Genomic DNA, 11,864 nt, shown 5'->3' on the forward strand with positions numbered 1-11,864 from the left:
ATTAACAAGCCAGGCACCGACCAGTGATCGGACCGGTGCCATCTTTCGTCACGCCAACAGTCGTTTCACAGTGGCGAGCAGGGTGCGCACATCCTCGGGGCGGGTCTGGCCGCTCTCGCTGTCGATGATGGAACTGTAGACGTGGGGGATCACCTTCTCGACACCGGCGTCCAGTGCGATGCGGACTATCTCCTCGAAGTTCTCCAGATCTATGCCACCTGTGGGTTCCAGCCAGAAGCTGTGACGGGCGCAGGCTTCAGCGACCGCCTGATACTCATCACGGCAGGTGAGGCCACCCATGGGGAAGAACTTGACTGAGCTGCCGCCCATGTCCTTGAGCAGGGCGATGGCGGTGTCGATGGGGACTATGCCGTCGAGCTGCTGGGCACTGAGGGGCCCGGTGGAGATCTTTACCATGCCGGGGGTGCCGGTGGGGGAAATAAGGCCATTGACCAGCGTCTCTGGCTGGCCCAGCAGCGCCCGGCTGGCGCCGACCCCGGTGAATACCTGATTGACGTGCTGGGGCTGCAGCTGGCGAGCCAGCTCGGTCACCATGGCGGACTGACGTGGATCGCCCGCCCCCAGCCCGATGGAGAGGGCGTTGTCGATAAGGGTCGCGTACTCCTTCATATCGGCGACCGCAGAGGGCACATCCGGATAGTTTTTGGAGAGCACGCCGACCAGCACGTGGCCCTCGGCCGCCTCATAGATGTCAACGGCATTATCTTTGGAACCTGCCAGTACGTTGAGGCAGACACGGTCACGGTAGTAGTTGGGAGTTAAGGACATCAACGATTCTCCTGTACTAGGTTGGCAATGGCGGCATGGATCTGGTCGAGCTGGGGGGCGGTGACGCTGCGCACATCGATTTCGATATGCCCCTCGTTGGCCTTGTAGCCACGGCAGTAAATGGCAGGAGTGCCCTGCTGCAGGCGGGTGACGACCTGCACAGTCGTCATGCCGATGCGGGCATGGTCGAAGGCGATATCGGTGCGGGCTATGTCGCGCCCCGCGCTGTCCCACACCACTTTGGCGCTGACGCCGGGCAGCTGGTTGAGGCGCTCGATGAAGGGGCTCATCTTGGCGACCATGGCGGCACCGCTCTCTTTCTCTTTTTCCAGATAGCGCTCGATGGCGTGGGTCAGGCCGAGGATCCCCTCCTTGCCCACCTTCATGGCCCGGCCTATGCCGTTGGCCTGCTGCTTGACCCACTCCACATACTGGCGTTTGCCGAGCACCAACCCGCTGGTGGGGCCTTCGATGGCCTTGGCGCCGCTGTAGATGACCAGATCCGCCCCCTGGTTGTAATAGAGACGCAGATCCTCTTCGGCAGCCGCATCGACGATGAGCGGCAGCTGGTGGGCTTTGGCCACCTCGGCCGCCTCGGCCACCGACAGAATGCTCTTCTGCACGCAGTGGTGGGACTTGATGTAGAGGATGGCGGCTGTGTTGGCATTGATGGCGGCAGCCAGCTGGGCAGGGGAGCACTCGTTGGCATAGCCGGCCTCCACCACCTTGCCGCCCCCCAGATTGACCATGGTGCCGACCGGTGCGCCGAAGTTGACGTTGTGCCCCTTGGGCAGCACGATTTCGCTCGGCACGTCATGACGATGGGCATGCAGCTGCTCCAGCCGGTAGGGATCGCCACGCACTATCACGGCGGCCACCGACTGGGCTATGCCGGCGCTGGCGCAGGAGACCACCACGGCATCTTCCACATCCAGCAAGCTCGCCAAGTAGGCGCCGGTCTTGTTGACCAGATCCTTCACCTCGAAGTAGTGGCCCAGGCCGAAGTTGACCGCATCGACCACCTCCTGCTCGGGGGTGGAGACGCCGAGAATGGTCATGCGCCCGGAGGCGTTGATCACGGGTTTGAGCTGATATTTCTCATAAACAGAAGGCATGGTGTGATTTCCCAGAGTGAGTCAGAACCAGGTCACCGCCCACCAGGGCGGCGAGGGGAAGCAGTTGCAGGTCGCCGCTGCGCGATTGCGCCTCGGTATCCATGAACAGGGTCGGGCCGCTGGCCAGTTCGAACAGGGTCAGATCGGCATCCGCACCCACCTCGAGTCGTCCCTTGCCGGTCAGGCGCAGCGCATCGGCGGCCTGGTCGGTGACGCAGGCGAGCACCTGTTCCAGCGTCATGCCGATGGCGAGAAACTTGGACATCACGTGGGCCAGGCTGTAGACGGGCCCCTTGATGCGGTTCTTGCAGTAGATGTCGGAGCTGATGGTGTGGGGCCGTATCCCCTGGCGGATGGCAAGCTCCGCCACCTCGAAGCTGAAGCTGGCGCCGCCGTGGCCTATGTCGAGCAAAAGGCCCCGTTTCATCGCCTCGCGCACCGCGACCCGCAGCTCGCCGGCCGGGGTCAGGATGCGGTTCGGTTTGCCGTTGAAGCAGTGGGTCAGCAGATCCCCCTCTCCCAGCAGGGCGACTATCTCGTCCAGATCCGGCGGCGTGTTGCCCACGTGCACCATCAGCGGCAGCCGGCCATGGGCCTGCTGCAGTGCCTTGGCCATGCGCAGCGGCTGCAGGCCGTTCTCGCCCACCACACTGCCGCTCATGCGCGCCTTGATGCCGACGACAAAGCCGGGGTGGCGGGCAATGGCTGCCGAGGCGAGCGCCATGTCCAGATCCCGGCTGTCCGCCAGCTCGTTCTGGCGCAGCAGGCCGATGCGGGAGATGTTGAGCAGGGCGTGCACCCGGGTCTTGCAGCCCGACGCGAGGTGCTGGAACGCATCCACGTCGTCGGCCCCCGTGCTGCCCGCATCTATGACTGTGGTGACGCCGGACTCGACGCCCACCTTGTCCGGTTCATCCTGATAGATGGGGGAGGCGGGGTAGCAGTGGGTGTGACCGTCGATCCAGCCCGCACTCACATGCACCCGGCCCGCCAGATCCAGGGTTCGCTTCGCCTCGATCCTTGCTGGCAGCTGGCCGAGGGCCGCTATCTTGCCGTCCTGGATGGCGATGTCGATGAGCTCGCCATTTCCCTGGCGTCCCGCTCTGATAATCATGTCATGCATGCTGATATCCCTCTTGGAACCTGCTTGCGCTCTTACTGCGAGGCCGTGATCAAGGCTCATGTGCTGCTCGGAATCCTCACGTATATCTATACGCTCCGGTTCCTGCGCTGCTCTTCACCTTGCTGACGACCTCTCGCGACAGAGCGCAAACAGGTTCTTCAATGCCGCCGAGAGACGGCCTGTGATTAAGCCAGGGCGATCGGGAAGAAGGTACCGAGCAGCATGGCACCCAGGATAGCGCCGCCTGTGATGGGCTTGTTCCACACGTAGAACAGCAGTGCACCCAGCAGGGAACCCAGCCCGATGGGGATGGAAGCGCCCATGGCAGAGAGGATGATGAGGGGGCCGAGGAAGCGGCCCGAGCTGTTGCCAGCGCCCATCATTACATCCGCCCCGTAGGTGGAGTTGCTCTGGTTGATGGTGAACTTGCGCGCCAGGATGATGATGCCGCCGATGGCGACTCCTATGGTCATGCCGGTCGCCAGCGAGGCACCGAAGTTCTCCACCGGGTAGAGAATGCCGGCACCCAGCAGCAGGGCCGGCACGCCCAGGCCGACCCCGGTCTGAATGGCGCCGCCGATATCCAGGATCCCCACCAGGGATCCCTCTATGATGCGGGCAAACAGGAAGCTGGCCCCGAAGGCCGCCACAGCGCCGTAGGCCCCTGTGTCCATGCCGGCTTTCAACATGGCGACGAAGGCCACCTCGTTGAAGGCGCCGACCCCGTACAGGTAGTACATGTGGGTCCCGGCAAAGACGCCGGCCGAGAGCAGGCCGACGAAGATGGGGAAGGACCAGTCGGCGTACCAGAAGTTGTTTCTCAGTTTCTCATCCATGTGGTGGCCCCTTATTTGCCGCTAAGCAGGTTATGGACGTTCTCCAGCCACAGGGGAATGCCCATATGGAAGGATTCAATCAGTTTCATGTCGAAGCCGCGGAAGAATCCGCTCAGCACGAACAGCAGCACTATGGCGGCCATCATCACGCGAGTGACGTGGTTCCAGCCGCTCTCTTCCACCCCCTTGCCGATCAGGATGCCGAGCACCAGACCCGGTACCGCGTTGCCCATGATGAGCTGTGCCAGACCGCCGAAGATGGTGGCCCAGAAGCCGGATTTCTTGCCCGCCTCTATGGCTGCCAACCAGAAGATGACCGGCATGACGGTGTTGACCAAGAGGTTTGCAGCCGGCACCAGCACCTTGACGGCGGTGACCTGCAGGGCTTCCGGCACAGCGGCGGCCGTGCTGTTGAGGAAAGCGACGACGATGGCGCCTATGATGCCGCCGGCGATGGCCATTTTCTTGGGGTCGTGCAGGGTGGTGGCGAGATCCCGGTTCTTGACCAGCAGCGCGGCCGTGGCCCAGTGCGGAATGATGCGGTGATCCACGTCCTGGGTGAAGGCACCGGCCGCCACGGTCGAGGCCCAGGCGTTGAAGAAGAAGCCGAGGCCGAACGAGAAGTGGGAGGCGGGATCCCCTTCGCAGGAGTTGAGCTCGCCCAGGGTACGGAAGGCGCCCATGCCCTGTACGGTTGGCGCGTGGAACATGCGTGCCGCGCCAGCCCCCACACCGACGCCCACCAGGCCGCCGACGATGAGTGACTTGATAAATATGATTAGAAACATCCAGGGTATCCTTCTTGTGAGGGGATGCCAGCGGGTGGCGTCACACCAGGGTGAACGTTACTTGCTCGGCGTCCAGGCTGGTGACCTTGACAGTGATCTCCAGCTGGACGCGGAACTCGCGGCGCTGGCGCGGCAGGAAGAAGAACAGGAACTTCTCCACCCGGACCGACTCTTCGGCCTTGAGCACCTGCACCTCGACCGGTTCGATCCGCAGCATCACGCGCGGGTTGTCCTTGAGCAGGCTGTGCTGCACCTGGCTGAGGGCGGCGGCGAACGCCTGCTGGCGGGTCGCCCCCTTGCCGTTGACCATGACCTGGGTGGTGAAGTTCTCTTTCATCAGACGCGTCCGTGCTTCTTGGCGAAGGCCTCGACCAGCTTCTGGCCCAGCTCTTCCTTGTCCATGAAGCCGAAGCCCAGCACCACGCAGCCGTCATTGATGGCGGTGACACCCTCCTCGACGGAGCGCATGCCGTAACGGCACTTGTAGCCGTACTTGGTCTGGGCCGTGATGGCACCGGCGCCGCCGCTGCCGCAGAAGGAGATGCCGAGATCCGCCTGCTCCTTGTTCATCACATCACCGAGCTTCATGTCGGCGGCCATGCCAGGGATCACTGTCACGCTGGCGCCGGCGGTTTCTGCCCCGGCCCCCACTTTCTGACCCTTGCCGAGACGATCTCCAATCACGAGTTTGATGGCTGACATTTAGATATCTCCTTTGAGTGAGCTGAGTTCGTTTTCTTTGGCGACTTCGAAATGGACGGACAAGAGGTGAGCCTCTTCATAGGCCAGCTTGTCCAGCCAGGCGACGACCTGCTCGGCCAGTCGCAGGGAAAGGGGGGAGATCTCCTCGAACAGGCTGAGGTCGACCTCCGGCAGGGATTCGCCGCTATGGGAGCGCCACACCATGGCCTTGACGTGGGAGGCCAGCATCTGTGTCTGCACCTCGTTGGGACGAATGCCCTGCTCGCCGAGCAGGGCGTGGATGCGTGCCAGGACCAGGTCGGTCTTGCGCAGCAACGCCGGGCTGTCCGGGGTCAGGTTCTGGTCATGAGTCTCTGTTTGCAATGTCTGCTCTCCAAGGCTGGCAGAAGGGATGGCTTTACCCTAAGCCCGCGGGGGCGTGCAGAGGAGGCAGCGTTTTTCCGATTCGAAGCGGAAATTCCCGCGCGCCTGGGCTGAAAACGCTGATTTTTGTGCGTTGGAGGGGGAAAGGGCACTTATTGGGGCCGACTTAGTGTGATCGATGGCGCACTTGGCCCGCGGGACTGACCCGGCAAGGCTTGGTGCAAACTGTGAGTCGCCTCACGGATGGCAAGGAAAATAGGAGGGTATTGAGATGACAAAGGGCGGTATCCCGCCCTTGTGATGGAGAGGGCCGGGCGTCAGCTGGCGGCAGCGGCGCTCGCGCTGGCATTGCCCTTGTTCTGCTGCTTTTGCTGGTAGCGCAGGTCTTCTTCTATGGTGACCTGCACCTCCAGTGGCTTGCCATCGCGAAACACCGAGATGGTGAGCTTGGTGCCGGGGCGGCTCTCGACGATCTTGTCCATGGCGGAGCGCACGCCACTGATGGCTTCCCCGTTGATCTTGAGCAGCACATCGCCTCGCGTCAGCCCGCCCCTGGCCGCCGGGCCGTTGGGATCCAGGCTCTCGATCACCAGGCCGCGCAGATCGCCCAGGTTCATCATGCGGGCCACTATGGGGTTGATCTCGACGCTGGAGATGCCTAGGTAGCCTCGGATGACCCGGCCATTGGCGATCAGCTCGTCCATGATCCGCTTGGCCAGCTTGTAGGGGATGGCGAAGCTGATGCCGTAGCTCTCCTGATTGCCGTTGAGGTGATAGGCGGCGGTGTTGATGCCGACCAGGTCACCGCGGGCGTTGACCAGGGCGCCACCCGAGTTGCCCTCGTTGATGGCGGCATCGGTCTGCAGCAGATCCTGCCGGCCGTTGCTGTCCGGCCCCATGCTGGAGAGGCCGATCCGGCCGGTGGCACTGATGATGCCCTGGGTGATGGTCTGGCCGACGTTGTAGGGGTTGCCGATGGCGAGCACTACGTCCCCCACATCCGGCAGCCGCTCGGGATCCTGCGGGATCACCGGCAGGTTGTCCGATTCTATGTAGAGTACCGCCAGATCGGTCAGCTGATCGGTGCCGACCAGCTCGGCACTGAACACGCGGCCATCCTGCAGCGCGACTATGATCTGGTCCGCATCGGCGATGACATGGTAGTTGGTCAGCACATGGCCACGCTGGCTCATGATGACGCCGGAACCCAGCCCCTGCGGCCTGAGTTCGGCCTGATTGCGGGCGAAGCTGCGGGTATAGATGTTGACGACGGCAGGGCCGGCCCTGTGGGCCGCATAGGAGAAGCTCAGCTCGCGGGCATTGGTGATGATGCCGGGCAACTGGGCACCGCCACGGAAATCGGGAAACAGCAGCAACAGGAGAGCCGCCACGGTTAAACCGAAGCCGACAGACTTGCCCAAGTAACTGATCAAAGGTGGGATTTTCATGTCATTCTCATCCGTACATGCAGCGGGCAGAGAATAACACTATCGGTGGATAAAAATCACCCGCGGCGAGGGCCGCGGGTGTGAGGGCGTTAACGTATCACCAGGTAGAGGGAAGACTCCCCGCGCTGTATGTTCAGTGCCAGCACCTCGGGCTTGTTCTTGAGCGCCTTGGTCAGCTCGTCCAGCGAGTTGATGCGCAGGCGGTTGACTCCGATGATGATGTCGCCTTTCTGCAAGCCGGAGGCGGCAGCAGGGGAACGCGGATCTATATCGGAGACGGCCACGCCGGTGACCGGTTCGGCCGTGGTGCTGAGCTTGGCCCCTTCCAGTGCCGGGTGCAGCACGCTGGCGAGGATCTCGCTGTCATCCGCCTTCTTCAGGATGACCTTGACGGTCTGCTCCTTGCCATCGCGGATGAGGCCCAGGGCGACCTGCTTGTCGGCCCCCATGGTCGCTATCTTGGCGCGCAACTCACCGAACGAGCGGATGGCCTTGCCATCTATGCTGATGATGATGTCGCCTGCCTTGATGCCGGCCTTGGCGGCGGCGGAGTCGGGCATGACCTGATTGACGAAGGCACCATCCTTCTTGTTGTAGCCGAAGGTCTTGGCGATCTCTGAGGTCAGCTCGGTTCCCGTGATCCCCAGCTGGCCACGGCGTACTTCACCGTATTTGACGATCTGTTCGGACAGATCTCGCACCATGTTGGACGGAATGGCGAAGCCGATGCCGATGTTGCCGCCGTTCGGGCCCAGGATGGCGGTGTTGATGCCGATCAGCTCGCCGCGCAGGTTGAGCAGGGCGCCCCCTGAGTTGCCGGAGTTGATGGCCGCATCGGTCTGGATGAAGTTCTCCAGATTTTCGATGTTGAGGCCGCTGCGGCCCAGGGCGCTGACGATGCCGGAGGTGACTGTCTGGCCCAGGCCAAACGGGTTGCCGATGGCCAGCGCATAGTCGCCGACTCGCAGTTCGTCCGAATCGGCAAACTTGATCTGGACCAGATCCTCGGCCTTGATTTGCAGCAGCGCTATGTCGGACTGCTTGTCTTCACCTATCTTCTTGGCCGCATATTCACGACCATCTTTCAGGTTGACCTTGATCTCGTCCGCCTCGTGTACGACGTGGGCGTTGGTGATCACGTAGCCCTTCTTGGCATCTATGATGACGCCTGAGCCCAGCGCCTGGAAGGGCTGCTCGCTCACCTGCTCGTCAGGCATGTTGGGGCCGAAGAAGAAGCGGAATTGTTCCGGCAGACGCTGGCGGGTGATTTTTTTGCCAGAGACGGAAATGTTGACCACGGCAGGCGTGACCTGTTCGAGAACCGGCGCCAGGCTCGGCATCTCCTGGTTGTTCGCCAGCAAGGAGGGCAGTGCAGCTTGCACAGGGGCCGCTGACATGGCGATACCGACACTGAGGGCTAACACACTGAACACAGAAAGAGGTTTACGCATATGAAAAACAGCTCCCAGAAAAAGTTGCAATGCAATCGTCAAGGTCTGACCACGATACAGCGCAATTAGTTCCGCAAGGAACTAGCTGGACTGCTTGAGCAGACCGGAGGCGCCGGCATAGTCACGGGGGGGGATACCCGGTTCTTCATTGGCCGGTGCATCGTTGCTCTCGTCGAGCAGCGCTTCGCGGAACAGCGGCTCCTGTGCTTTGGCCAGGAATTTGCTCTGCTCTGCCATGTGGCGATAGAGGGTCTGATACTGCTCGGCCAGCTGCTCCATCAGGGCGGCGCTGTCGGCGAAGTGGGTATTGATCTGGCCCTGGTAGCTTTCCAGCTCCGTGTGCGCTTTTTTCAGCTCTTGTTCCAGACGTCCGGCATCCCGGCTGCGCACCGTGAAGCGACCGATGATGATACCGATAATCAAGGCGGCGACAGCCAGCAGGATCCCGTTTAACAGACTCATAGATGCTCCTTGTTACAGCTAAATCAATGTGTGTTGATGCGGCCCGGATGACCGCTACGCCTTGATGGCACTATACCGTGCACCCCGAGAGCGTGATACCATTTTGTCCTTCATTCAGGGACTTGGAGGCGGTTGACAGGATGACCCCGCAGCAAAAATATCAGCAGGATTTGCAGCGCCCCGGCTTTGTAGCCGACCCGGCTCAGGCGATGGCCGTGACCCGCCTGGAGCGACTCTATCAGGATTTGTGCCAAAGCCCGACTCCGACCAGATCCCGCGGCCTGCTGGGCTGGTTGCAAAAGACCAAGGCCAAGGATCCTGTCCTCGGGCTATATATGTGGGGCGGAGTGGGCAGAGGCAAGACCTGGCTGATGGATACTTTTTTCGAGAGCCTGCCGGGGACGCGAAAACTGCGGATCCACTTCCACCGTTTCATGCACAGGGTGCACGACGAACTCAAGGGGCTGACCGGCCAGGCCGATCCGCTCAAGCTCATCGCCAGCAAGCTCGCCAGCGAGATAGACGTCATCTGCTTCGATGAGTTTTTTGTCTCCGACATCACGGATGCCATGCTGCTGGGTACCTTGTTCCAGGCGTTGTTTGGTCACGGCGTGGTACTGGTGGCCACCTCGAACATACCGCCACAGGATCTTTATCGAAATGGCCTGCAGCGCGCCCGTTTTCTGCCAGCCATCGCATTGATCGAGCGTCATTGCGAGATACTTAATGTGGATGGCGGGATCGACTATCGCTTGCGTACCCTGGAGCAGGCTGAGATTTATCACTCTCCGCTGGATCAGCAGGCAAAAGCGAATCTGGATCGTTATTTTCAACAGTTAACCGGGCTGGAAGAGGCTCGGGCGGGCAGTGTCGAGATCAACCATCGTCAATTGACGTCGCTGGGGATAGGAGAAGGGGTGCTCTACATGGAGTTCGAGCAACTTTGTTGCACTCCTCGCTCACAGAGCGACTACATAGAGCTGGCCCGGCTGTTTCATACCGTGTTGCTGGCCAATGTGCAGCCCATGGGGGCGGGCACGGATGACGCGGCTCGCCGCTTCATCGCCATGGTGGACGAGTTCTATGAACGGCACGTCAAACTCATCATGTCGGCGGCGGTCCCCATGACAGAACTCTACGGGGACGGGCTGCTGAATTTCGAATTCAAACGTTGTCTTTCACGGCTTCAGGAAATGCAATCGCACGAATACCTTGCCAGAGTGCACCTTCCTTAGTCACAATACCGCGCCTGCCAGTCGGATGGGCATCTGCGGCAGGTAGGGCCGGGCGACATTTGCTAGCTTCATGGCAGTGAAATTAGCAGGTGATATTTAAGGCAACTTCACTTATAATCGCCCGGCCCACGTTACAGCTGTCGATAAGACAGCAACACTTTAAGCTTTACTTGTATTCGAAGGGGTACAGGTAGGCCATCGTTTGTTGTTTGTGGGAGAGCCCCCATAAGCAATTGGGTCTGTAACAGGTAATTGGGTTTAACTTAATGAAAACTTTCGTTGCCAAGCCAGAAACCGTAAAACGTGACTGGTACATTGTGGACGCAGAAGGTAAAACTCTGGGTCGTATCGCAACCGAGATCGCTTCTCGTCTGCGTGGTAAGCACAAAGCTGAGTACACTCCGCACGTTGACACCGGTGATTACATCATCGTTGTAAATGCTGAGAAGGTACACGTAACCGGTAAGAAATTTACCGACAAAATGTACCATGCTCACTCCGGTTTCCCGGGTGGTATCAAGTCAATCAGCTTCGACAAGCTGATCAAGCGTAAACCGGAAATGGTAATCGAAGCTGCTGTCAAAGGTATGCTGCCGAAGGGTCCTCTGGGCCGTGCCATGTTCCGTAAACTGAAAGTTTACGCAGGCGCCGAGCATGCTCATGCTGCTCAGCAACCTCAAGTACTGGATATCTAATCGGGAACTGGCAACATGGCAGAAAATCAATACTACGGTACCGGCCGTCGCAAAAGCTCCACTGCTCGCGTGTTTATCAAAGCGGGTAGCGGTAAAATCATCATCAACCAGCGCTCCCTGGAGCAGTACTTTGGCCGTCCGACTGCCCGCATGGTAGTTCGTCAGCCGCTGGAACTGGTTGAGATGACCGAGAAACTGGATCTGTACATCACCGTTAACGGTGGCGGCATCTCCGGTCAAGCTGGTGCAATCCGCCACGGTATCACTCGTGCTCTGATGCAGTACGATGAAACCCTGCGTGCCGAACTGCGTAAAGCAGGCTTTGTTACTCGCGATGCCCGTAAGGTTGAGCGTAAGAAAGTCGGTCTGCACAAAGCTCGTAAGCGTCCGCAGTACTCCAAGCGTTAATTCGCTTTTGGTACGCACTCTCACGAGTGTCAAAAAAGCCTGGCCATGTGCCAGGCTTTTTTTATTGGTAATATTACCTACGCCAATGCTAACACCACGTCACAAAAGACAAATATTTGTGTATTTATTGTTTTTGCCCTTCGCTTCTCTTTCTTGTCAAGTTGTTATCTTTTCTTTAAAATTCCCTCGGTTTTTCTGTGACAATTGTAACTCCGCTTCCGCCGCTGTTGTCACGGAAGAAAGGGGAACAGGGACACAATAAGAATGTGCGGAGTCCACATGGGAGAGTTTTTGGATGAGCAATGCGCCAGTTGATACCGGTCGCCGCAGATTTCTTACCTGGTCAACGGTCGCCGTTGGTGGGGTAGGAGCTGCTTTTACCGCAGTGCCGTTTATAAAGTCATGGAACCCGAGTGCCAAAGCCAAAGCGGCGGGTGCTCCGGTAGAAG

15 protein-coding genes are annotated in these 11,864 nt (G+C 60.0%); 4 read left to right on the top strand and 11 right to left on the bottom strand.

Features of this window, described 5'->3' with window-relative positions; translation table 11 throughout:
* Positions 1-48 precede the first annotated feature (48 nt).
* The 11 genes from dagF to BN1118_RS01840 form a co-directional block, all read right to left on the bottom strand.
* Positions 49-789, bottom strand: coding sequence for a 2-dehydro-3-deoxy-phosphogluconate aldolase (dagF, locus tag BN1118_RS01790; protein WP_043554305.1), 741 nt, complete (start codon positions 787-789; stop codon positions 49-51).
* Positions 789-1,904, bottom strand: a complete 1,116-nt coding sequence (locus tag BN1118_RS01795) for a DgaE family pyridoxal phosphate-dependent ammonia lyase (RefSeq protein ID WP_043554306.1) — start codon at positions 1,902-1,904, stop codon at positions 789-791. The genes dagF and BN1118_RS01795 overlap by 1 nt, the downstream gene beginning before the upstream one ends.
* The gene (locus tag BN1118_RS01800) at positions 1,888-3,027 is read right to left on the bottom strand and encodes an amidohydrolase/deacetylase family metallohydrolase (protein ID WP_043554308.1); all 1,140 of its coding nucleotides are present in this window, start codon (positions 3,025-3,027) and stop codon (positions 1,888-1,890) included. The genes BN1118_RS01795 and BN1118_RS01800 overlap by 17 nt, the downstream gene beginning before the upstream one ends.
* 185 nt (positions 3,028-3,212) lie before the next feature.
* A complete protein-coding gene (locus tag BN1118_RS01805) occupies positions 3,213-3,863 on the bottom strand; it encodes a DUF4310 family protein (protein WP_043554310.1) in 651 nt (216 codons plus the stop codon).
* A gap of 11 nt (positions 3,864-3,874) precedes the next feature.
* A complete protein-coding gene (locus BN1118_RS01810; protein WP_043554311.1) occupies positions 3,875-4,651 on the bottom strand; it encodes a DUF4311 domain-containing protein in 777 nt (258 codons plus the stop codon).
* A gap of 40 nt (positions 4,652-4,691) precedes the next feature.
* A complete protein-coding gene (locus tag BN1118_RS01815; protein WP_043554312.1) occupies positions 4,692-4,988 on the bottom strand; it encodes a DUF4312 family protein in 297 nt (98 codons plus the stop codon).
* Positions 4,988-5,353: a glycine-rich SFCGS family protein gene (locus tag BN1118_RS01820; RefSeq protein ID WP_042039079.1), complete on the bottom strand. Its 366-nt coding sequence runs from the start codon at positions 5,351-5,353 to the stop codon at positions 4,988-4,990. The genes BN1118_RS01815 and BN1118_RS01820 overlap by 1 nt, the downstream gene beginning before the upstream one ends.
* The gene (locus BN1118_RS01825; protein WP_043554313.1) at positions 5,354-5,716 is read right to left on the bottom strand and encodes a transcriptional regulator; all 363 of its coding nucleotides are present in this window, start codon (positions 5,714-5,716) and stop codon (positions 5,354-5,356) included. It abuts the gene before it with no gap.
* Positions 5,717-6,033: 317 nt separating this feature from the next.
* A complete protein-coding gene (degS, locus tag BN1118_RS01830) occupies positions 6,034-7,164 on the bottom strand; it encodes an outer membrane-stress sensor serine endopeptidase DegS (protein WP_043554315.1) in 1,131 nt (376 codons plus the stop codon).
* Between the two features lie 89 nt (positions 7,165-7,253).
* Positions 7,254-8,615 carry a Do family serine endopeptidase gene (locus tag BN1118_RS01835; protein ID WP_042867873.1) on the bottom strand — a complete coding sequence of 454 codons (1,362 nt, stop codon included), beginning with the start codon at positions 8,613-8,615 and terminating at the stop codon, positions 7,254-7,256.
* Between the two features lie 81 nt (positions 8,616-8,696).
* Positions 8,697-9,077, bottom strand: coding sequence for a Z-ring associated ZapG family protein (locus BN1118_RS01840; protein ID WP_042867875.1), 381 nt, complete (start codon positions 9,075-9,077; stop codon positions 8,697-8,699).
* Positions 9,078-9,217: 140 nt separating this feature from the next.
* Between BN1118_RS01840 and zapE the strand changes: the two genes are divergently transcribed.
* From zapE to BN1118_RS22185, 4 genes are all read left to right on the top strand, one after another.
* Positions 9,218-10,312: a cell division protein ZapE gene (gene zapE, locus BN1118_RS01845; protein ID WP_043554316.1), complete on the top strand. Its 1,095-nt coding sequence runs from the start codon at positions 9,218-9,220 to the stop codon at positions 10,310-10,312.
* 266 nt (positions 10,313-10,578) lie between these two features.
* The gene (gene rplM, locus BN1118_RS01850) at positions 10,579-11,007 is read left to right on the top strand and encodes a 50S ribosomal protein L13 (protein WP_042039071.1); all 429 of its coding nucleotides are present in this window, start codon (positions 10,579-10,581) and stop codon (positions 11,005-11,007) included.
* A 15-nt stretch (positions 11,008-11,022) separates the two neighbouring features.
* Positions 11,023-11,415 carry a 30S ribosomal protein S9 gene (gene rpsI / locus BN1118_RS01855; protein ID WP_042019610.1) on the top strand — a complete coding sequence of 131 codons (393 nt, stop codon included), beginning with the start codon at positions 11,023-11,025 and terminating at the stop codon, positions 11,413-11,415.
* A gap of 295 nt (positions 11,416-11,710) precedes the next feature.
* On the top strand, positions 11,711-11,864 hold a 154-nt coding region (locus tag BN1118_RS22185; protein ID WP_043554317.1), incomplete at its 3' end, for a ubiquinol-cytochrome c reductase iron-sulfur subunit N-terminal domain-containing protein.

Source organism: Aeromonas bestiarum, assembly GCF_000819745.1.
GTDB classification, from domain to species: Bacteria; Pseudomonadota; Gammaproteobacteria; order Enterobacterales; family Aeromonadaceae; genus Aeromonas; species Aeromonas bestiarum.